Annotated in this window: 21 protein-coding genes; 8 read left to right on the top strand and 13 right to left on the bottom strand. The window is 31.8% G+C overall.

The window, feature by feature from the left end; genetic code table 11:
• The first annotated feature begins 17 nt into the window (after positions 1–17).
• Positions 18–611, top strand: a complete 594-nt coding sequence (locus ACVCZW_RS12190) for a porin family protein (protein WP_452228687.1) — start codon at positions 18–20, stop codon at positions 609–611.
• A 51-nt stretch (positions 612–662) separates the two neighbouring features.
• The gene (gene ctlX / locus ACVCZW_RS12195; protein WP_452228688.1) at positions 663–1,598 is read left to right on the top strand and encodes a citrulline utilization hydrolase CtlX; all 936 of its coding nucleotides are present in this window, start codon (positions 663–665) and stop codon (positions 1,596–1,598) included.
• Here the strand turns inward: ctlX and ACVCZW_RS12200 are convergent.
• Entirely contained in the window at positions 1,595–3,685 is a 2,091-nt protein-coding gene (locus tag ACVCZW_RS12200; RefSeq protein ID WP_452228689.1) for a tetratricopeptide repeat-containing sensor histidine kinase, read from the bottom strand. The genes ctlX and ACVCZW_RS12200 overlap by 4 nt on opposite strands.
• A 385-nt stretch (positions 3,686–4,070) precedes the next feature.
• On the opposite strand from ACVCZW_RS12200, the gene argS reads away from it, so the two are divergent.
• Complete coding sequence (gene argS, locus ACVCZW_RS12205; RefSeq protein WP_452232530.1) at positions 4,071–5,885, top strand: arginine--tRNA ligase; 1,815 nt, start codon at positions 4,071–4,073, stop codon at positions 5,883–5,885.
• A gap of 248 nt (positions 5,886–6,133) precedes the next feature.
• Here argS and ACVCZW_RS12210 read toward each other — a convergent pair whose 3' ends face one another.
• A complete protein-coding gene (locus tag ACVCZW_RS12210) occupies positions 6,134–6,688 on the bottom strand; it encodes a hypothetical protein (RefSeq protein WP_452232531.1) in 555 nt (184 codons plus the stop codon).
• Between the two features lie 114 nt (positions 6,689–6,802).
• Here ACVCZW_RS12210 and ACVCZW_RS12215 point away from each other — a divergent pair, with 114 nt between their 5' ends.
• The 3 genes from ACVCZW_RS12215 to ACVCZW_RS12225 are packed head-to-tail and all read left to right on the top strand — an operon-like array spanning position 6,803 to position 9,997.
• Positions 6,803–7,399 (top strand): SprT-like domain-containing protein, encoded by a 597-nt coding sequence (locus tag ACVCZW_RS12215; protein ID WP_452232532.1) that lies wholly within the window; start codon positions 6,803–6,805, stop codon positions 7,397–7,399.
• A 4-nt stretch (positions 7,400–7,403) separates the two neighbouring features.
• Positions 7,404–8,483: a mannose-1-phosphate guanylyltransferase gene (locus ACVCZW_RS12220; RefSeq protein WP_452228693.1), complete on the top strand. Its 1,080-nt coding sequence runs from the start codon at positions 7,404–7,406 to the stop codon at positions 8,481–8,483.
• Positions 8,484–8,485: 2 nt separating this feature from the next.
• On the top strand, positions 8,486–9,997 hold the full coding sequence (locus ACVCZW_RS12225; RefSeq protein WP_452228694.1) for a DUF389 domain-containing protein: 1,512 nt from the start codon (positions 8,486–8,488) through the stop codon (positions 9,995–9,997).
• Positions 9,998–10,077: 80 nt separating this feature from the next.
• On the opposite strand, the gene ACVCZW_RS12230 is transcribed toward ACVCZW_RS12225, so the two are convergent.
• Positions 10,078–10,845, bottom strand: coding sequence for an ABC transporter ATP-binding protein (locus ACVCZW_RS12230; RefSeq protein ID WP_452228695.1), 768 nt, complete (start codon positions 10,843–10,845; stop codon positions 10,078–10,080).
• A complete protein-coding gene (locus tag ACVCZW_RS12235) occupies positions 10,845–11,582 on the bottom strand; it encodes an MlaE family ABC transporter permease (protein ID WP_452232533.1) in 738 nt (245 codons plus the stop codon). The genes ACVCZW_RS12230 and ACVCZW_RS12235 overlap by 1 nt, the downstream gene beginning before the upstream one ends.
• Before the next feature lie 121 nt (positions 11,583–11,703).
• Between ACVCZW_RS12235 and pafA the strand changes: the two genes are divergently transcribed.
• Positions 11,704–13,383, top strand: a complete 1,680-nt coding sequence (pafA, locus tag ACVCZW_RS12240; RefSeq protein WP_452232534.1) for an alkaline phosphatase PafA — start codon at positions 11,704–11,706, stop codon at positions 13,381–13,383.
• Between the two features lie 155 nt (positions 13,384–13,538).
• Here pafA and ACVCZW_RS12245 read toward each other — a convergent pair whose 3' ends face one another.
• The 7 genes from ACVCZW_RS12245 to rsfS all read right to left on the bottom strand — a co-directional run bounded on the left by ACVCZW_RS12245 (position 13,539) and on the right by rsfS (position 18,716).
• Positions 13,539–13,877: an SdpI family protein gene (locus ACVCZW_RS12245; RefSeq protein ID WP_452232535.1), complete on the bottom strand. Its 339-nt coding sequence runs from the start codon at positions 13,875–13,877 to the stop codon at positions 13,539–13,541.
• Positions 13,874–14,140 (bottom strand): acyl-CoA-binding protein, encoded by a 267-nt coding sequence (locus ACVCZW_RS12250; protein ID WP_452228699.1) that lies wholly within the window; start codon positions 14,138–14,140, stop codon positions 13,874–13,876. Before ACVCZW_RS12250 ends, ACVCZW_RS12245 begins: the two co-directional genes overlap by 4 nt.
• The gene (locus tag ACVCZW_RS12255; protein ID WP_452228700.1) at positions 14,140–14,790 is read right to left on the bottom strand and encodes a phosphatidylserine decarboxylase family protein; all 651 of its coding nucleotides are present in this window, start codon (positions 14,788–14,790) and stop codon (positions 14,140–14,142) included. The genes ACVCZW_RS12250 and ACVCZW_RS12255 overlap by 1 nt, the downstream gene beginning before the upstream one ends.
• A complete protein-coding gene (locus tag ACVCZW_RS12260; RefSeq protein WP_452228701.1) occupies positions 14,780–15,601 on the bottom strand; it encodes a phosphatidate cytidylyltransferase in 822 nt (273 codons plus the stop codon). The genes ACVCZW_RS12255 and ACVCZW_RS12260 overlap by 11 nt, the downstream gene beginning before the upstream one ends.
• Positions 15,602–15,690: 89 nt before the next feature.
• Positions 15,691–16,299, bottom strand: coding sequence for an LUD domain-containing protein (locus ACVCZW_RS12265; RefSeq protein ID WP_452228702.1), 609 nt, complete (start codon positions 16,297–16,299; stop codon positions 15,691–15,693).
• 117 nt (positions 16,300–16,416) lie between these two features.
• Positions 16,417–18,336, bottom strand: a complete 1,920-nt coding sequence (gene ftsH, locus ACVCZW_RS12270; RefSeq protein WP_452228703.1) for an ATP-dependent zinc metalloprotease FtsH — start codon at positions 18,334–18,336, stop codon at positions 16,417–16,419.
• Positions 18,337–18,344: 8 nt separating this feature from the next.
• Entirely contained in the window at positions 18,345–18,716 is a 372-nt protein-coding gene (rsfS, locus tag ACVCZW_RS12275) for a ribosome silencing factor (RefSeq protein WP_452228704.1), read from the bottom strand.
• A gap of 86 nt (positions 18,717–18,802) precedes the next feature.
• Here rsfS and ACVCZW_RS12280 point away from each other — a divergent pair, with 86 nt between their 5' ends.
• The gene (locus tag ACVCZW_RS12280) at positions 18,803–19,534 is read left to right on the top strand and encodes a biotin--[acetyl-CoA-carboxylase] ligase (RefSeq protein WP_452228705.1); all 732 of its coding nucleotides are present in this window, start codon (positions 18,803–18,805) and stop codon (positions 19,532–19,534) included.
• On the opposite strand, the gene ACVCZW_RS12285 is transcribed toward ACVCZW_RS12280, so the two are convergent.
• Entirely contained in the window at positions 19,531–19,926 is a 396-nt protein-coding gene (locus tag ACVCZW_RS12285; RefSeq protein ID WP_452228706.1) for an SRPBCC family protein, read from the bottom strand. The two genes, ACVCZW_RS12280 and ACVCZW_RS12285, sit on opposite strands and share 4 nt — an antisense overlap.
• 66 nt (positions 19,927–19,992) lie before the next feature.
• Positions 19,993–20,637 carry an orotate phosphoribosyltransferase gene (pyrE, locus tag ACVCZW_RS12290; protein ID WP_452228707.1) on the bottom strand — a complete coding sequence of 215 codons (645 nt, stop codon included), beginning with the start codon at positions 20,635–20,637 and terminating at the stop codon, positions 19,993–19,995.
• Between the last annotated feature and the right edge of the window lie 45 nt (positions 20,638–20,682).

Consider the following 20,682-nt stretch of genomic DNA (forward strand, 5'->3'; position numbering starts at 1 on the left):
TATAACATTTAAGAAATATGAAAAAAGTATATTTAATAACTATAGCATTGCTATGCCTAGTTTTTACTAGTAATGCACAAGAAGAAAATTCAAACGAATCTAACTTTGGTTTAAAAGGAGGATACAATTTAGCAGCAGTGCACTTCGATGGAGAAGGAGAAACTGGGCAAAGACATGGTTTTCATGTTGGCTTTTACGGAGAGTCTTTTGTTTCAAACAACTTTGCAATACAATTAGAATTACTGTATGCACAACAAGGCTACGAAATAAAAAACGATAGCGGAACCTTTACACAAAAACTAGATTATATCAACGCTCCTTTAATGTTTAAGGTGTACCCCAATAATAATTTTTATTTGGAAGTTGGTCCACAAGCTGGTTTAGCTATTTCACACAAAGAAACTTTTGATAGTAGCTTCAACCTTTTTGATACTTCGCAAGAGTTTAAACCTAATAAGTTTGATTGGGGAATGAATTTTGGAGGCGGATTTAAAACAAATTCCGGTATTAGTCTTGGTGTAAGATACCATTTAGGATTAGGTGATATTTATGAAGAGGAAGGTAGTCCCCGAAATAGAGTATGGCAATTTTCAATTGGGTTCGATTTATAGCCGAAAATTAGAATTAATTAGTTTAGCTTTGCTCTGCTAAAAAGAACAAATATGCAACAAACTACAAATACTATATTGATGATTCGTCCTATTAATTTCAGGAGGAATGAACAAACCGCAGTAAATAATTTCTATCAAAAAGAAGCCGACAATGTATTGCCGGAAACGGAGAATGTAAAAGCGCAAAAAGAGTTTGATACGTATGTAGACAAGTTACGTAATATTGGTGTTCATGTAGTTGTTGTAAATGATACGGAAGAGTTTGATACTCCAGATTCTATATTTCCTAACAATTGGATTTCTTTTCATGAAAACGGAACCGTTGGTTTGTATCCAATGTTTGCAGAAAATAGAAGAAATGAAAGAAGAGAAGATATTTTAGAATCTCTTGAAAAGGAAGGTTTTACAATTGAGAATGTTGTAGATTATACAAGTGCAGAAGACGAAGGTGTTTTTCTGGAAGGAACCGGAAGTTTACTTTTAGATCGCGTAAATAGTATTGCATATTGTGCGTTATCTGCTCGTGCTGATGAAGGTTTATTTATAGAATTTTGTGAAGATTTTGAATATACTCCAGTAGTCTTTAAAGCGAACCAAACGGTAGACGGTAAACGCGAAGCGATTTATCATACCAATGTAATGATGTGTCTAGCAGAAACTTTTGCTGTGATATGTTTAGACACTATAGATGATAAAAAAGAACGTAAAAACGTTGTTAAACATTTACAACAAAGTGGCAAAGAGGTTATTTCAATAACAGAAGAGCAAGTAAGTCATTTTGCTGGTAATATGTTACAAGTAAAAGGTACAGGTGATAAACGCTTTTTAATTATGAGTCAAGCGGCTCACAATTGTTTAACTCCTGCGCAAATTAAGACCATTACAAAACATTGCGAAATTGTAAGTAGTAGTTTAGATACTATTGAATCTTGTGGTGGTGGAAGTGCACGCTGTATGATGGCAGAGGTGTTTTTACCTAAAAATTAAACGCCTCCAGTAGGATTTGTTTTTGGTAACTCAACATAAAAAGTACTGCCAATGGCTTCTGTGCTTTCTACCCAAATTTTGCCATGATTAAGTTCTACTAGTTCTTTGCAAATAGTTAAACCTAATCCAGTGCCTTTTTCGTTTTTAGTACCAATAGTAGTAAAAGTATTGTTTTTAAATAACTGGTCTTGATTTTCTTTAGAGATACCTACACCAGTATCACCAATACTAATTAAAGATTGTCCATTACTAATGTGGTTTTGAATTGTAATCGTATCACCAGATTTACAAAATTTAACAGCATTAGTAAGTAGATTTTGTACAATAATTTCTACCATACTTCTGTCTGCGTAAATAAAATCATGTAAAGAATTATCCTCTATTCTTATGTTTTTCTTTTCTGTTTTTTGTTCAATAAGTTTTAATTTATCTAAAAAGACTTCTTGCACATCAAACAAGCTTGGTTTAGACTCTAAGGATTGCATTTGTGATTTGGACCAATTTAATAGATTGAATAAAAGCAAAGAGGCATTATTCGCATTCTCACTTAATTCTGGTAATAAATGATTAAACTCATCTTTACTTAAGGAACCATCTTTTAATAAATCTATAAACCCTTTAATAGAGGTAAGTGAGTCTTTTAAATCATGAGATACTATAGAAAAAAGTTTATCCTTTACCTTATTAATATCTTCTAAGTTTTTGGTCTGATCTAAAATAGCTACATTTTGGATATTAATTTGCTTGTTTTTGTCTTCTAATTCTTTCGTATATTTAATACTATTGTTTCTTTTTAAGTAGATTAAAATTAAAAAAGTAGATACTACTAGCAATGCCAGTAATAGCAAATAGAAAATAAGGTTTAACCGGTCTATTTGTTGTTGACTTGCTTTCTTTTCTTCTTCATGTTGACTAATTAATGCTTGATTTGTAGCATTACTAGTTGTATTTAAGTCTTGACTTTCAATAGGAACTATTGCCGTGTTTTTCTCTATTTCTTTAGCCGAAGCATTTTGTTGTTGCCGCTTCTCCACTTTACTTTTAAGCTCATAATGCCTTCTTTGCCAAATATAAGCTAGTTTAAAATTATTTTCTACGGAATCTAATTTAGCTCTTAATCCATAATTTTTTATCAGTTGTTCTTCATCTTGCACCGTTCTAGCTAAAGTGGTCGCTTCATATAGCAAACGTTCGGCAACAATTGGTTTTCTTTCTCTTAAATATAGCTCTCCAGAAGTATTAAGTGCTATTAAAGTACCCAGATCATTATTAAGTCTCCTATTTAATCGAAGACCTTGTGTTACATATTCTTTAGCTTGATCTAAATTATTAAGGGAAAGATAGGAGCTTCCTATTTTTGTTAAAACATCACCTCTTAATATCGTGTCACTTGTATCTATACTTGCAAGTACATTATTGAAATAATAAATTGCTTTTTGGTATTCATTTTTGTTATAAAATAAATCTCCTAAATTTTTATTGGTTTGTATAACTTCTTCTTCCTTACCAAGAGATTGTTCTAAATCTAGTGTTTTTTTGTAAAACGTAATCGCTAGATCGTAAGCTTCCATTTTGTCATAAGCCGTAGCTAAATTCCGGTAAGCATCACAAAGCTCTTCTTTTAAATCTCGTTTTTCAAGTATCTCTATTGCAGAAAGAGAAAATTGTAAACCTTTGTCATAGTTACCTCTTGCAATTTCAATTAGACCAATACTATTATTAATTTTAGCAATTCCTAAAGTATCAGTTAATGCAATGTAAAGATCTTTAGATTTTGTGTAGTTGTCAATGGCATTAAGGTAATCTTCTTTTTTAGCAAAAATAAGTGCTTTATAATATGTGATCTCAGCAATACCTGCAGTGTAGTTTAAGTCATTAGATAGCTTTTCACTTTCTCTAATAAATTGTAATGCTTTGTTATAATCTTTTGTGTGGTACAGTAACTTAATTATCTGTAAGGAAGTGTTGATCTTTGTCGTGTCCGGTTTCTGAAACGCTAGCTGAATAGTGAGATTGTCAAGATCCTCGGTTTGCGAGAAGCCCAAAAGTGCACTAAGACAAAAAATAAGTGTAATCAGTTTCCTCATTTAATACATTTACAAGAGTAAGGTATCAACTAAGAGTCTTTTTTGAGGGAATCAAAAACGCTTTGTTAAATTATAATTAGTTAATAGTTATTAAAAAATATCCAGTTTTTTAGGGATTGGATAAAATCCTTGAAAGACAAAACTCAATAAAACAGATTGAATAAACTAATTAAAGCGATTTAATGCAGAAAAATTAGATAAAGTGAGAGTTTATTTTGGTGCGATATAATTTTACAGACAAAACACTAAAAATAAGGACAAAAGGAGCTTGGTTTTCACTCTTATAAAGTCAGAATTTATAGTTTTTCGTATTTTAGTTTATTGTTTTTAACAAATATTTTCAGCAATAAAATGCTATATTTGCAACCTTAAAATGAAAAGCAAAATGAGCCTTCAAAACACTTTATCAAATCATATAAAACAAGCTATTACATCTATTTATAAAGTAGATTTAGAATCGGTAGAATTTCAAGCAACCAGAAAAGAGTTTGCAGGAGATATTACGGTGGTTGTTTTTCCTATGTTACGGGTAATAAAAGGGAACCCAATACAAATAGGGGAAGCTATTGGTAATTATTTAGTAGAAAACGTGGAGGACGTTAAAGCATTTAATGTGGTTAAAGGCTTTTTAAATGTAGAAATTAATGATGGCTATTATGTCGATTTTTTCAATGCCATTAAAAACAATACTACTTTTGGTTTTGTAAAACCTGCCGCAAATGAAAAAGCGGTAATGGTCGAGTATTCTTCCCCTAATACCAATAAGCCGTTGCATTTAGGTCATGTACGTAATAATTTATTAGGATATAGTGTTGCCGAAATTATTAAAGCTTCTGGTAAAAAAGTATACAAAACGCAGATTATTAATGATAGAGGAATTCATATTTGTAAAAGTATGTTGGCTTGGCAACGTTTTGCTCCCAATGGGAGTGATGGAGAAAAGGAAACTCCAGCAACCACATTGAATACGGATTTAAAGAAAGGAGATAAATTAGTTGGTAACTATTATGTAAAGTTTGACCAAGAATATAAAAAGGAAATTCAAGATTTAATAGCTAAAGGGCAAACGGAAGACGAAGCAAAAAAGAACGCTCCTATTTTATTAGAAGCACAAGAAATGCTAATTAAATGGGAAGCAGGAGATGAAGCTGTTGTTGCGCTTTGGACTAAAATGAATAATTGGGTTTATAGTGGTTTTGATATTACCTACAAAAATTTAGGAGTAGATTTTGATACACTGTACCACGAAAGTAAAACCTATTTGTTAGGAAAAGAGTTTGTTGCCGAAGGTTTAAAAACCGGAGTTTTCTTTGCAAAAGAAGATGGTTCTGTTTGGTGTGATCTAACAGAAGACGGCTTAGACGAAAAAATTGTATTGCGCAGTGATGGAACAGCTGTTTACATGACGCAAGACATTGGTACTGCAATACAACGTGTAAAAGATTATCCAGATGTTGGTGGTATGGTATATACCGTTGGTAATGAGCAAGACTATCACTTTCAAGTATTATTTTTAATTCTGAAAAAGCTTGGATTCGATTGGGCTAAAAACCTATTTCATTTAAGTTACGGAATGGTAGATTTACCTTCTGGAAAAATGAAAAGTAGAGAAGGTACCGTTGTAGATGCAGATGATTTAATTGAGGAAATGGCAACTACAGCAAAAGAAATATCTCAGGAACTAGGGAAGCTAGAAAGCTATTCGGAAACGGAAAAACAAGAACTTTACCAAACCATTGGTCTTGGCGCATTAAAATATTACATATTAAAAGTAGATCCTAAAAAACGTATTTTGTTTGACCCTAAAAGTTCTATAGACTTTCAAGGGAATACAGGGCCTTTTATACAATATACCTACGCAAGAATACAATCTATTTTGCGTAAAGCCGATGTAGACGCCACTGTCACACTGAGCGCAGTCGAAGTGTCTTTACACGAAAAAGAAAAAGAATTAATTAAACAATTACAGCTTTTTCCAGAAGTAATACAAAACGCAGCAGCAAACCATAGTCCTGCTTTAGTTGCAAATTACACCTATGACTTGGTGAAAGAGTTTAACTCGTTTTACCAAAATGTATCTATTCTTGGTGCAGATACCGAAAACGAAAAAGTTTTTAGAGTACAATTAGCACAAATAGTTGCGAATACTATTAAAAATGCATTTGGTTTATTAGGAGTTGCAGTTCCAGAACGTATGTAACCAATTCTTGAAAAAGCATTCATTTTATTAGGTTTTTATCGGTTGGTTTACTCGCGCTCGTTTGTAACGAGTGCGTAAGCTCTTTTACTCATAAAAGAGGTGTGCTAGCCAGAGGTGTCTAGTGTGTTTTCGTTTAAAGAAACTCTTTTTACGCTAATAATATGTGTGAATTATTTTTTGTGCTACTTCAAATAACTAGACTATTTTGTGTGTAATACAACATCGATTTTAATCTTTTTTAAATAGATTTATGCTACGTTATTTTCATCTCCCAATTCAAGTTCTTCGAAATTAAATTTTAAATTAAGAACACCAATATCTGCTCTTATAGAAGTGATTAAAGTGGCGGTTTCTTTGTTTATATTTTTCTTAAGTTCATTACTAAGTGCTATTTTTCCATCCTTGATTTTAGCAGTGTCTATTAAATCATGTATTTTATTTCTAAAGGAAAACAAATGGGAACGCGTAGTTTTTCCTAAGAAAATACCGTGTTCTGAAAAGAAAAAAGTGGTAACATCATTACAAAAATTACGACTGGGTTTTTCATTTAAAAACCAGGTCGTTTTATTTTCTTCTATCCGTTTAGAAATAATAGTGTGCTTATTATAAAGCCTAGAAAGAGGCTTTAGTTCTATCCAAAATTGTTGATACGCATTCAGTTGTTTTTCAAAGAAGACCTTTCTGTAATTTTCGTGAATCGTTTTCTTGAATTTTTTGATTAATATAAACTGTGTGACTACGGTAGAAGCTATTGCAGCAACAAAAGCGATTAGAGCTATTAATATTTTAGAGTCTATTTCCATTAAATGTTTATTGAATTACGACTATATGTGACTGATTTAGTGTTAGTTGTTCTGTGAAAACTAAGTTAGCTGTTTTTTTTCACTAAGTCAAATAGATAAACTATTTTTGCTTTCATGCAAAACACGCTTCAAAACTACATTCCAAAGCAAGCAATACCTTATGTTTTAAACTTATTGAAACATGATAACTTGGTGGTTAAAGTTAAAAAAGAACGCAAAACGAGACATGGTGATTATAGAAAATTACCAAACAATAAACACCAAATAACGATTAATGCAAATCTAAATAGTTACCGATTTTTAATTACCTTAATTCATGAAATCGCACATTTAGAAGCTTTTACTAATTATGGGAGACTAATAAAACCACATGGCAAAGAGTGGAAGCGAACGTTTCAGCATTTAATGCTTCCTGTTTTAAACCCAGAAGTGTTTCCTATGCAATTATTACCTTTATTGGCTAAGCACTTTAAAAACCCAAAAGCGTCAAGCGACACAGATACGCAATTGGCCTTAGCTTTAAAGCAATTCGACGAACCAAATGATAATCACTATGTTTTTCAAGTACCTTTGGGTAAATCTTTTAAACTCTACAATGGTAGAGTGTTTGTTAAAGGACAACAACGAGTTAAACGTATTGAATGTATAGAAGTTGCATCCGGAAAAATGTATCTTTTTAATCCCAATGCAGAAGTAGAATTATTAAATTAGTAATATGAATAAAAATAATTATGCCATATTAATGGCTGGAGGAGTAGGATCAAGATTTTGGCCAGTAAGTACCAAAGAGTTTCCAAAACAGTTTCACGATATGTTGGGGACAGGAGAAACACTTATCCAAAAAACATTCCATCGCTTAGCAAAAATAATTCCACAAGAGAATATATTCATATTAACTAATGAGATTTATAACGATTTGGTGTTTGCTCAATTGCCTCAAGTTACCAAGCGTCAAGTGGTTTTAGAGCCTGCAATGCGTAATACAGCACCTTGTATTTTGTATGCTTCTTTAAAAATTCAGAAAGAAAATAAGGATGCAGTTATGATTGTGGCACCAAGCGACCATTGGATTGAAGATGAAAATGCCTTTATTGATAACGTACAACAAGCTTTTGATTTTTGTGCCGAAAATGACGCCTTAATGACACTGGGTATACAACCAACATTTCCCAATACAGGCTTTGGTTATATTGAGTTTGATAAAGAATCTAGCGATGCCATTAAAATGGTAAATCAGTTTAGAGAAAAACCAGATTATAAAACAGCTAAAGAGTTTCTTGCAAAAGGAAATTTTTTATGGAACGCAGGGATTTTTATGTGGAGTGCAAATAGCGTAGTTGCTGCCTTTAAAAATAAACAACCCGAATTATTTGCTTTGTTTGAACAAGGTTATGAAGCGTATAATACCGATTTTGAAGATGACTTTATTTTAGAAAATTACGCTAAAGCGGAAAATATTTCGGTAGATTATGCTATTCTAGAAAAGTCTAAAAATGTATATGTTTTACCAGCAACTTTTGATTGGAATGATCTAGGAACTTGGGGAAGCTTGTATGATAAACTAGATAAAGACGAAAATAATAATGCTGTTGTAAATGCTAGAACATTAACAGAAGATGCTTCTGGAAACATGATACGTACCAAAAAAGATAAAATTGTGGTTGTGGATGGTTTACAAGATTATATTATTGTCGATAAAGACGAAGTTTTGCTTATATTTCCGAAAGCAAAGGAACAAGATATTAAAAAAGTACTCCAAAAGGTGAAAAATAATTTTGGTGAGAACTATGGTTAATTATGAGTGACGAAAATAAATTTAATTTTTCTGAAGAAGAAAATGCAGCAAAAGAAAATGCAGCAAAAGAGAATATTGCTAAAGAGAAAGCAGTAGAGCAATCTAAAAAGGCCGTAAAAGATGATGCTAAAGGTTTATTCCAAAGTATTAAGCAGTTCTTTAGTGAACTCTTAGATTTTAGAGAAGATACCGATAGAGACGCAACTATTGAAGCCATAAAATTAGATATTCCTTTTAAAGGAGCAACCGCATGGATTTTAATTTGTTCCATCTTTGTGGCATCGGTTGGTCTAAATGCAAACTCTACAGCTGTGGTTATTGGAGCCATGTTAATTTCACCATTAATGGGGCCAATTCTTGGTATCGGACTTTCGGTTGCCATAAATGATATTGATACATTAAAAAAATCACTAATTAATTTTGGTGTTATGATTCTGTTAAGTGTATTAACGGCATTTTTATTTTTTAAATTCTTTCCGCTACAAGAACAATCTTCCGAATTATTGGCAAGAACAAAACCAGATATTCGCGATGTTCTTATAGCCTTTTTTGGTGGTTTAGCATTAATTATCGCAAGAACTAAAAGAGGAACAATTGCTTCGGTTATTTTTGGAGTTGCAATTGCTACAGCCTTAATGCCACCTTTATGTACGGTTGGTTACGGATTAGCTTATGCGTTAAATGATGATCTTTCCGAAGGATTGCAATATGCATCTGGAGCCATGTATTTATTTACTATAAATACCATTTTTATTGCCCTAGCAACCTTTTTAGTGTTGAAGGTTTTACGATTCCCAATGCTTAAATATGCAAACTCGGCAAAACGTAAACGTATTTCTAGATTAGCTTCCTTTGTAGCCATTTTAGTAATGATTCCTGCAGTACTTACTTTTTTAAATGTATTACGGGAAAGTAATTTTACTAATGATGCAAAACGATTTATTTCGCATGAATTAGAAGCTTTGCCTAATGCTAGTTATATTAAAAAGAATGCTAGTTATATCTACAATCCTACAGAAATATCGACCATTGAGTTAACTACTTTTGGTGCAGATGAAATACCAGAAGCTACTGTTGCTGTTTTGCAACAACGTTTTAATAATTACAATGCGTTAAAAGACGTGAAATTACAGGTGAATCAGGTTAAAAATAGAATTGTAAATAACCTGGAATATATGGAAGAATTGCGTACTCGGGATTCTTTAGACTTAATGACGCAGCAGCAAAAAATCACATATCTAGAAGATAAAGTTAGAGAGCTTTCTAAATTTGAACATGATTTTATTCCTTTTGAAGAATTAAGCCAAGAAGTGAAAATCAACTATGAAAACGTAGAACAGTTTTCTTATGCAAATGTTATAAATTCTAACTTTTCAAAAATAGATACGCTTTCTGTGTTTACCGTAAAATGGAATGATTCGTTAACCACTCCAGAAAGTAGAATAAAAGATAAAAAGAAATTAGAAAGCTGGTTGAAATTAAAATTGAAACTAGATACGTTAGTGGTGCAATAGTAACTTTAAGATTGTTGCAAAGTTATTGGAATTGAGAATGTGATTTATTAAAAGTTTTCATAAGGAACAAGCAACACCGCCTACTTGTTCTCTTCCAAATACATTTGTCTAACCTTCTTAAACAACTCCGAAGAATACACAAAGTCTGTTACAACTTCATTGTCTGTAATGAAAATGTTTTCTTTAGATCCTTCCCAAGCTTTTAATCCATCTTTTAAAAACACAATTTTTTCACCAATTTCCATTACAGAATTCATGTCATGTGTGTTTATAATAGTCGTTATATTATATTCGTCTGTAATTTCTTGAATTAAATTATCGATTACAATGGCTGTTTTGGGGTCTAATCCAGAGTTGGGTTCATCACAAAACAGATATTTTGGTTTGTTTACAATTGCTCTAGCAATAGCAACACGCTTTTGCATTCCACCAGAAGCTTCACTAGGCATTTTATTATGTGCATCCGGAAGGTTAACACGTTTTAAAACAAAATCTACACGATCTTGCATTTCGCTTTTACTTTGCTTGGTGAACATACGTAAAGGAAACATGACATTTTCTGCTATCGTCATAGAGTCAAATAAAGCAGAACCTTGAAAAACCATTCCCATTTCACTACGTAAATCACGTTTTTGGTCACTAGTTAAATCGGAATATATTTTGCCGTCATAGCTTATAGATCCTTCGTCTTTTTCAAAAAGACCTAATAAACACTTTAAAAAAACCGTTTTACCAGAACCACTCTGGCCAATAACTAAACTGGTTTTTCCATTTTCAAAAGTGGTAGTAATTCCTTTTAAAATATGTGCATCTCCAAATGACTTATGTATGTTTTTAACTTCTATCATTAGCTTAGCAGCATTTGGGTTAGTATATAATTTAAAAGAATAATAACAACACTTGTCCACACAAAAGCCGTGGTACTTGCTTTACCAACTTCTAAAGCACCACCTTTCATAAAATAACCATGAAAAGAAGGAATCGTTGCTAAAAGAAAAGCAAAGGCAAATGTTTTAATAAATGCGTAGGTAATATGAAAAGGTATAAAATCTGTTTGAATACCAATAATATAATCATCTATAGAACTATAACCACCAAAAAAACAAGCTGCCATTCCGCCAACTATTCCTAAAAACATAGCGATTGAAATCACAAAAGGATATAGCATTAGTGCAATAAATTTTGGAAAAACAAGATAGTTAATGGCGTTAATCCCCATAACTTCTAAAGCATCAATTTGTTCTGTAACTCGCATGGTGCCAATACTAGAAGTAATAAAAGAACCTACTTTTCCTGCCATAATAATAGAAATAAAAGTTGGCGCAAATTCTAAAATAATAGACTGTCTAGTGGCAAAGCCAACTAAATACTTTGGTATTAGCGGACTATCAATGTTTAATGCAGTTTGTATGGTTACAACACCACCAACAAAAAATGAAATAAAGGCTACAATACCTAAAGAACCTATGATTAAATCATCGATGTCTTTAAAGATTAATGTTTTCATTACAGACCATTTTGTTGGCTTGCGAAACATGTCTTTAATCATTATAAAATAAGCTCCTATATTATGAAGGTATGTCATATATAAATTTGTTAGTGCTAAAGTATAAAACTATGACGTATTTAACGATAAATTAATTGAAAAAGGAAAATTTAAAAGCTATAAATCTGTATTTTTGAAGTATAAATCTAATCATACTATTATGAAGTCTTTATTATACGTTTTTGTCTTTGCCTTATTTTTTAGTTGCAAAGCACAAACAGAGTACACTGCACAAGCAGATCAAGCAAGTAAAACAACAACTACAACCAATGCAAATGCTAGGCCAAAACTAGTAGTTGGTATTGTAGTTGATCAAATGCGTTACGATTATTTAACGCGTTTTTACAGTAAGTTTGGTGATGGTGGTTTTAAAAAATTAATGAGCCAAGGTTTTAATTGTAAAAACAATCATTATAATTATATACCAACGTATACAGGACCAGGACATACTTCTATTTATACAGGAACAACCCCAAAATATCATGGCATAATTGCTAATAATTGGTATGATAAAGAAATTAAAAAAATGGTGTATTGTGCTAGCGATGATACAGAGCAATCGGTTGGTACGGAAGCTACTTCCGGACAAATGTCTCCGCGTAGAATGAAAACAACCACCTTTGCAGATGAAAACAGATTGTTTACGCAAATGCGAGGAAAAACGATTGGAATTTCTTTGAAAGATAGAGGAGCTATTTTACCCGCAGGACATACGGCTAATGCTGCATATTGGTTTCACGGAAGAGATGAGGGTAACTGGATTACAAGTACTTTTTATAGAAGTGAGTTACCAAAATGGGTTAGCGATTTTAATGCTTCGGAAGCTGCAGAATCCTACCTAAAACCATGGAACACATTATATGATATTAATACATACACAGAAAGTGGAGCGGATTTAAATACTTTTGAAGGTGGTTTTAAAGGAAAAGAAACAGCAACATTTCCTTACGACTTAAAAGCGTTAAGCAAAGAAAATAGGGGATTTGATATCTTAAAAGCAACAGCTTACGGAAATGCTTTAACTGCAGATTTTGCTATTGCAGCTATTGATGGAGAACAACTAGGTCAGGATGCGATTACAGATGTTCTAACGGTTAGTTTTTCTAGTACAGATTATGTTGGACATAATTTTGGCGTAAATTCTAAAGAGGTTCAAGACACGTATTTGCGTTTAGATAAAGATCTGGAGCGTTTATTAGAAGCTTTAGATGCTAAAGTTGGAAAAGGGGAATACACGTTGTTTTTAACATCTGATCACGGAGCAGTAGATGTGCCATCCTATTTGCAAAGTGTTCATATTCCTTCCGGATATTTTGATTCTAAAGAGTTTAAAAGTAATTTAAATGCTTTTATGTCTAAAGAATTTGGAGCAAGTGATTTGTTAGAAAACAGAAGTAATAACCAATTGTTTTTAAATAGAGAACGTATTGCTTTATTAGGTTTAGATTTAACAGAAGTGCAAGAAGCATTAGTAAACGAAATAATTAGTTACAAGAATATTGATAAAGTATATTCTGCAACTACCATGCGAACTACAGATTTTACTAGCGGAATAGAAGAATTATTACAAAATGGATTTAACCAAAAACGTTCTGGTGATGTTCTAGTCGTTAATGATCCCGCTGTAATTTCTTATAGTAAAACAGGTTCTACACATGGTTCTGGTTTAAATTATGATACACATGTTCCTCTTTTATTCTACGGAAAAGGAATTAACCAAGGAAGTACTTTTCAGAAAACAAAAATTACAGATATAGCGCCAACTATTTCTGCACTTCTAGGAACTAGCTTTCCAAATGGAGCAACAGGCATTCCTTTAGAGTTTGTGATTGAAGAATAAGTAGAAGTATCGCTATTTGTTATTCCTAGCGTAGTTTAGTAATTTCAAAAAATATAATAAGCGTTTTATAAAGTGGGTAACTACTTCGTAAAACGCTTATTCTTTTTAAAAGGAATTCGTGTGAAAGTTTGATTTTTCAGAAGTAAAAGAGACTCCTATAAACCTTTAAGCTTGCCTTCTGTTTTAATAAGTAAAAAGATAACAGCTCCAAGTATTAAAATAGCACTAATTATTTTTTCTAAATTTCCCTGAATATTAAAGAAAATATTTAAAGTCGAAAGTAGCAAAAGAACAACGCCAATTATAGTTAATAGTTTTGCAGCGTATTTTTGGGCAAAATCCCAATTATTCTGGTTTTTCATAGAATTTCTAGTTCTATAACCATAAAGAGGATTGATTTTTTTTGGAGGAAATAGCTGCATGATGATTCCTGTTAGAATAAAAATAATGCCAACTAATGCAGGCATTTCTAGCAAGAAATCTGTAGCTATCATTTTCTATACAAAAAGTAGTTGTTTACCAAGTCTATGTAGGTTTGTTTCGCTTCGTCTTGGGTAATCTTTTGAATTTGAAATAAAGCATTTGTTTTAAACGCATTTATTATTTCCTTCTTACTACTTGGTCTACTGTAGTCGTTCGTAGATTTTTTATAGTATGCATATAGACGTAACAAGAGATCGGCAGGAAAAGGCTCTTCATGCGCATTTATTCTTGCAACAGCATCTCTAAACGTTATGTCTAATTCTTCAGAAGTCATTATTTTTCTGCTATAATACTTTCACCACCACGAACTTTTTGGTTCAGTGAAACTTTAATTTTAGTATCTAAAGGTAAATATAAATCTACTCTCGAACCAAATTTAATAAAACCAGAGTCGCTACCTTGAATTGCAGCATCTCCTTCTTTCGCATAATTTACAATACGTTTCGCTAATGCCCCAGCAACTTGTCTGTATAATACTTTACCGTAAGAAGTGTTTTCTACAACTACCGTAGTTCGTTCATTTTCTTCACTAGACTTTGGATGCCAGGCTACTAGAAATTTACCAGGATGATATTTACTAAAAACTACTTTTCCATTAATAGGATAGCGCGTTACGTGCACATTTAATGGCGACATAAAAACGCTTACTTGTAATCTCTTTTCATTAAAATATTCTTTTTCAAAAACTTCTTCAATAACAACCACTTTACCATCTACAGGGGAAACTACGTTATTGTCATTACTTACAGTGTTTCTTTTTGGGTTTCTAAAAAACTGAAGTATTAAATATAAGAATACACCAACTATAGTAAATAATACTATTTGAAGCCAATTAATGCTAACAAGCGTATCTATTAACAAACAGGAAACAACTACAAGTATAAATGCAATTGTTATGATTTTATAACCTTCTTTATGAAACATAATGTATAATTCTTAAAAATAAATAAATAAAAGGAGCCGCAAATATAATACTATCAAACCTATCTAGCAATCCGCCATGTCCTGGCATAATTACACCACTATCTTTTACTTTGGCTTGACGTTTAAATTTAGACTCTATTAAATCTCCTAAAGTACCAAATACGCTAACTATTATACTTAGAATTAACCAGTATGTGAATGTTAATGTATGGGTGTATTCCGCAATAAAATAACTAGAAATACATGCAAATAATAAACCTCCAAGAAAGCCTTCAACCGTCTTTTTAGGTGAAATACTAGGGAAAAGCTTTTGTTTTCCAAAACGCGATCCAACTAAGTAAGCAAAAGTGTCATTAACCCAAACTAATATGAAACAACCTAGTAGAATATTAGGATTATATACCGTGAAGTAATTGGCTATAAGTATTAGAAATACAAATGCACTCGAAATATAAAAGGTGGTAAGTGTAAATCTTTTAGAGATAAAAAGAGGGATTTTTTTTTCTGAAAATAAATCTTTAATTAAAAATAAAAGAACAAAAATAGTGATTACTTGTAGTATTTGTGTGGCTTCGTCTAGTCCTACAGAAGATTGCATTACTAGTTGCCAATAGCCAAAAATAAAATAGAGGATGGTAAAAATAATATAAGAAATAAACCCTTTTAACCGAATTAGCTTTTTAAACTCTGCTAAACAAATAAGGCCGAAAACAAAAAATAGAAGGATTAATGCATGTTTATTATACAAAGAAAGGACTAGTAGTAGTACATAAATTAATCCTGAAAATGCGCGAATAGCAATGTCTTTCATCTGTTGGTTTTGGTTTTTTTTAAAGGACAGATGCAATGTCTTTACCGTTTTTGTCTACAAGTAGTACATGCATATTGTTACATTTCATCTTAAAGGTCTTCTAAAAGCAGCAAATATAGGTTTTTTGAACTACTTCCATAGGTTAAGAAGTCTTTTTCATCGCAAGATTTAAAGTGCTTAATGGTAGTAATGTTTGTAGGAATTCTTTGTAAGTTTTTCTTTTTAATTCCTTTTAAACCTTCTCCTATATTTTCTACAATTTGACTTGTAGTAGAGAAAATTATAAAGTTATCGGGTAATTCATTTAACTTTTTTTCCGCAATTTGGTTAGAGGAAATAAGTAAAGAACCATCATCTGCAATTAGATTTTCACAAGTGGTAAGCATATATTCTGCTTCCGAAATTTTTTTGGTAACTTTTAAATTAGAATTAGAGAATTTATCTTTTAAATTTTCATCTAGTATAAATGCGCTAGCTTCTTGCCAATTATTTTCACTAAGAATATGCTGCATACAATCAAAAACTTCGTTTAAATTTTCACAATACAAGAACTTTCCGCCATTAGATTTAAAGTTTATAGTAAACTTTTCATCTATTGGTAGCTTTATTTCTGGCATGTATTTGCCACGTTTGTCCGATTGTAATTCTTCCTCCGATGTATCAGATTTGGAACCAAAAATTTTTCTAAAAAGGCTCATTTAAATTATAGCTGATTATGCTTTAGCTATGGCGTTTTTCAAAGATAAAAAATCTTAAACTAACCAATGGGCTAATTTAAGATTTTAAATTAATGTTAACATTTTATTTAGAAAAAATTACTTATCTAAAATAGGTTCTTTTTCCGTGTCAAAAGGTCGTTTTCCTAAAAGTTCTTCTAAATCATCTTTAAAAATAACTTCTCTTTCTATCAGTCTATTTGCTAATTTATCAAGTACATCTCTTTTAGATTCTAATAAATCTAATGCACGTTGAAATTGTGTTTCAATAATGTTTTTAATCTCACTATCTATTAGCTCTGCTGTTTTTTCGCTATATGGTTTTACAAATCCGCCTTCTCCTGCAGGATCGTAATAGGTAATGTTTCCTACTTTTTCGTTTAATCCATATATCATAACCATTGCTTTTGCTTTTTTAGTTACGTTTTCTAAATCGCTTAAAGCACCAGTGGATATTTGATTAAAGATTATTTTTTCGGCAGCACGTCCTCCCATAGTAACACATATTTCGTCTAGAAACTTTTCTGTTCTAGTAATATATGCTTCTTGCGGCAAGTACCAAGCGGCTCCTAAAGATCTTCCTCTAGGTACAATAGTTACTTTTACTAATGGATCTGCATGTTCTAAAAACCAACTTACCGCTGCGTGACCAGCTTCGTGGTATGCAATAGTTTTCTTTTCTTCTACAGAAAAAAGATTACTTCTTCTTTCTAGACCACCAACAATTCTATCTACAGCATCTAAGAAATCTTGTTTCTCTACTGCTTTTTTGTTTGTTCTAGCAGCTATTAATGCCGCTTCATTACATAGGTTGGCAATGTCTGCTCCAGAAAATCCTGGTGTTTGTTTTGCTAAAAAGTCTATATCTAATCCTTCAACCTTTTTAAGTGGTCTTAAATGCACATCAAAAATGGCACGTCTTTCCGTTAAGTTTGGTAAGTCTACGAAAATTTGTCTATCAAAACGTCCAGCACGCATTAAAGCTTTATCTAGAATATCTGCTCTATTGGTTGCAGCAATTACGATTACATTGGTATTTGTACCAAAACCATCCATTTCTGTTAGTAATTGGTTTAAAGTGTTTTCACGCTCGTCATTACTTCCAGACATAGCATTTTTACCTCTTGCACGACCAATAGCATCTATTTCATCAATAAAAATAATTGCTGGTGATTTTTCTTTGGCTTGTTTAAATAAATCTCTAACACGAGAAGCACCAACACCTACAAACATTTCTACAAAGTCAGATCCAGATAGAGAAAAGAAAGGTACTTTAGCCTCTCCAGCTACGGCTTTTGCTAATAAGGTTTTTCCGGTTCCTGGAGGTCCTACTAGTAAGGCTCCTTTTGGTATTTTACCACCAAGTGAAGTATATTTTTCTGGGCTTTTTAAGAAGTCTACAATTTCTTGAACTTCTTCTTTTGCTCCTTCTAAACCAGCAACATCTTTAAACGATGTTTTTACTTCTGTATTTTCATCAAAAAGCTTGGCTTTAGATTTACCAATATTGAATATTTGACCACCAGCGCCACCACCAGAACCTCCAGACATGCGTCGCATAATAAATACCCAAACACCAATTAAAAGTACAAATGGTATTAAGCCAATGATTAAATCTCCCCAAGCATTAGAAACCGTTTTATTACTTAAAATATCGTATTTACCAATTGCCTTAAGGTCATTTTCAAAGTTTTGTAAATCACCAATTTCAAAACTGTAATTTGGTAATTTTGTAGAACTAGGTATAAAACTAGAAGGTTTAGATTTTTTGTGTGTTTCTTTGTCTTGCGCCTCTTTAGTTAAATAAACGTTTGCTTCGTGTCTATTTATTATTTCAACTTTTGCAACCTCATTATCTTTTGCGTATTCAAAAAATTGTGATGGAGTAATTGTTTTAGCGTCTTGTAAACCACTTCCGTTTAAAAATTGCATTGCAATAAAAATGGCTATTACGCCACCATAAATCCAATAATAATTAAATTTAGGTTTTTTGCTATTTGTGTTTTTTTCGTTTGCCATTAATTTGTTTAATAGTTAGATTCTATAACTGTAGTTTTTGCGTCTCCCCAAAGACTTTCAATGTCATAATACTCTCTAATGTGTTTTTGAAATACGTGAACAACAACGTTTACATAATCCATTAAAACCCATTCCGCATTATCTAAACCTTCAATATGCCAAGGCTTATCTTTTAAATCTTTGCTAACTTTTTTCTGTACAGAATTAACAATAGCACTTACTTGGGTGTTAGAAGTACCTTCACAAATTATAAAATAGTCACAAACCGTATTTTCTATTTCTCGTAAATCTAGAATGTTTATGTTTTGTCCTTTTACATCTTCAATTCCAGCTAAAATCCCAGTGATTAGCTCGTCTGGATTTGTTTGTTTTTTTGTCATTAATATCAATTAAATTTGTGCAAAGTTATTATTTTTTTAGTTCTTTATAGTGTTAAAAATATATAAGATTTAAAAGCACTAATATAATGCGTATAATCAAACTTAATGCCATCAACTCCACGAATACTTTTTTAAAAGAATTAAGTAGCGAAGAGGCAGTTGTGGATTATACTATTGTACAGACAGATTACCAAACAAATGGACGTGGGCAAATGGGGACTTTGTGGTCTGCTAATTCTGGTGAAAACCTTATGTGTAGTGTGTTCAAGGATGTTTCGTTTTTAAATTTTGATCAGCATTTTTATATAAGTATAACGGTTTCACTTGCTATTATTAAGACTTTACAAGCACATAAAATTCCTAAATTAAGTATTAAATGGCCTAACGACATTTTGTCAGAAAACAAAAAGATTTGCGGTGTTTTAATTGAAAACAGCATTAAACAGAATAGATTTAAAGATTCTATTATAGGAATTGGTATCAATGTAAACCAAACTAATTTTCAAACTTTACCTCAAGCTTCGTCTTTACAACTGCTAACTGGAAGGGTTTTTAATGTAGACGAAATCTTATTTGACTTTATGGAAAATCTGAAGTATTACTTTTCCATTTTAGAAAACGGAAGTCTAGAAGAATTGAAAACAACTTATGAAAAATACTTGTTTAGAAAAAAGAAACCTTCTACGTTTAAAGACATAGAAGGTGAAATGTTTTCTGGTATTATACAATCTGTTTCTCAAAACGGAAACCTTCAAGTACTTTTAGAAGATAACATTTTAAAAGAATACGATTTAAAAGAAATTAAACTATTGTACTAAACAGCTTCTGGCATATTTGCAGCCAAAGTTTCAATAAATTTGCTAATGGGCTTTTTTATCATCATTCCCATCATGGCATTAAACTCACCAGCAAAAGCTAATTGTACTTCGCTTGAGTTTTCTGTAATTGCTATAATATTTGCAGTTAAAGAAAAGTCTAATTTTCCACCTGCTGCACCTAAAACAATTTTGTTAGGAGCTATCGTTTCTTTCTTTTTTAGAATAATTTCTGGCATACCTTTTAAAGCAAAAAGAAATTTGTCTTCACCTAAAACTTCAAATTTGCTAATATTTTCTGGCATTAAACTTTCAAAGTTTTTTACGTCGCATAAAAAATCAAAGGTTTCTTGTGCAGATTTTTGAATGGTTGCTTTTGGAGATTGTAAATTCATTGTATTGTATGTTGTTATTAGTTTAGTTGTTTATTGTGTTTACAATATAACAATATTTGTGTTACTTCAAAAAGCGTTCCATTCGCTAGGATTTGCATTCCATTCTAATAAAGTTTGTAACTCTTTTTCTGTAATATATTTTGTGTCTAATGCTTGCTCTAGTAGGTTTTCGTAGTTGCTTAAAGTATTTAAAGTAATGTTTTCTTCTTTAAAGTTTTGTTCTGCAACGGCAAAACCATAAGAAAAAATAGCTACCATTCCTTTCACATTTACACGAGCTTCTTTTAGAGCTCTTACTGCATTTAAACTGCTTTTTCCTGTGCTAATTAAATCTTCAACCACCACCACGTTTTGACCAGATTCTAGAAATCCTTCAATTTGGTTTTGTCTTCCATGAGATTTCGCTTCTGGTCTTACATAAACAAAAGGGAGTCCTAAATATTCAGCAACTAACATCCCAATACCAATGGCACCTGTGGCAACCCCAGCAATTACATCTGGTTTACCATATTCCAATTCAATATGTTTTGCCATCGTTTCACGAATGTAATTTCGTATTGGAGGAAAGGATAAAATGATTCTGTTGTCGCAGTAAATAGGAGATTTCCATCCCGAAGCCCAAGTGAATGGTTCTTTCGGACTAAGTTTTATAGCATTAATTTGCAATAAAACTTCTGCGGTTTTTTTGGCTGTGTCTTTGTTAAAAATCATAGTTACAAAACTACATATAAATTTAATTTTAATGCTATTTGTTTT

Source organism: Lacinutrix sp. MEBiC02595 (assembly GCF_053601555.1).

Bases quoted from the DNA above. Each gene is read 5' to 3' on its own strand.
- ACVCZW_RS12230 (WP_452228695.1), bottom strand. From the start codon at position 10,845: ATGATAGAAGTTAAAAACATACATAAGTCATTTGGAGATGCACATATT.
- ctlX (WP_452228688.1), top strand. From the start codon at position 663: ATGCAACAAACTACAAATACTATATTGATGATTCGTCCTATTAATTTC.
- ACVCZW_RS12235 (WP_452232533.1), bottom strand. From the start codon at position 11,582: ATGACATACCTTCATAATATAGGAGCTTATTTTATAATGATTAAAGAC.
- argS (WP_452232530.1), top strand. From the start codon at position 4,071: ATGAGCCTTCAAAACACTTTATCAAATCATATAAAACAAGCTATTACA.
- ACVCZW_RS12250 (WP_452228699.1), bottom strand. From the start codon at position 14,140: ATGACTTCTGAAGAATTAGACATAACGTTTAGAGATGCTGTTGCAAGA.
- ACVCZW_RS12225 (WP_452228694.1), top strand. From the start codon at position 8,486: ATGAGTGACGAAAATAAATTTAATTTTTCTGAAGAAGAAAATGCAGCA.
- ACVCZW_RS12265 (WP_452228702.1), bottom strand. From the start codon at position 16,299: ATGAGCCTTTTTAGAAAAATTTTTGGTTCCAAATCTGATACATCGGAG.
- ACVCZW_RS12200 (WP_452228689.1), bottom strand. From the start codon at position 3,685: ATGAGGAAACTGATTACACTTATTTTTTGTCTTAGTGCACTTTTGGGC.
- ACVCZW_RS12255 (WP_452228700.1), bottom strand. From the start codon at position 14,790: ATGTTTCATAAAGAAGGTTATAAAATCATAACAATTGCATTTATACTT.
- ACVCZW_RS12245 (WP_452232535.1), bottom strand. From the start codon at position 13,877: ATGATAGCTACAGATTTCTTGCTAGAAATGCCTGCATTAGTTGGCATT.
- ACVCZW_RS12220 (WP_452228693.1), top strand. From the start codon at position 7,404: ATGAATAAAAATAATTATGCCATATTAATGGCTGGAGGAGTAGGATCA.
- ACVCZW_RS12215 (WP_452232532.1), top strand. From the start codon at position 6,803: ATGCAAAACACGCTTCAAAACTACATTCCAAAGCAAGCAATACCTTAT.
- ftsH (WP_452228703.1), bottom strand. From the start codon at position 18,336: ATGGCAAACGAAAAAAACACAAATAGCAAAAAACCTAAATTTAATTAT.
- ACVCZW_RS12285 (WP_452228706.1), bottom strand. From the start codon at position 19,926: ATGAATTTACAATCTCCAAAAGCAACCATTCAAAAATCTGCACAAGAA.
- ACVCZW_RS12210 (WP_452232531.1), bottom strand. From the start codon at position 6,688: ATGGAAATAGACTCTAAAATATTAATAGCTCTAATCGCTTTTGTTGCT.
- ACVCZW_RS12190 (WP_452228687.1), top strand. From the start codon at position 18: ATGAAAAAAGTATATTTAATAACTATAGCATTGCTATGCCTAGTTTTT.
- ACVCZW_RS12260 (WP_452228701.1), bottom strand. From the start codon at position 15,601: ATGAAAGACATTGCTATTCGCGCATTTTCAGGATTAATTTATGTACTA.
- ACVCZW_RS12280 (WP_452228705.1), top strand. From the start codon at position 18,803: ATGCGTATAATCAAACTTAATGCCATCAACTCCACGAATACTTTTTTA.
- rsfS (WP_452228704.1), bottom strand. From the start codon at position 18,716: ATGACAAAAAAACAAACAAATCCAGACGAGCTAATCACTGGGATTTTA.
- pyrE (WP_452228707.1), bottom strand. From the start codon at position 20,637: ATGATTTTTAACAAAGACACAGCCAAAAAAACCGCAGAAGTTTTATTG.
- pafA (WP_452232534.1), top strand. From the start codon at position 11,704: ATGAAGTCTTTATTATACGTTTTTGTCTTTGCCTTATTTTTTAGTTGC.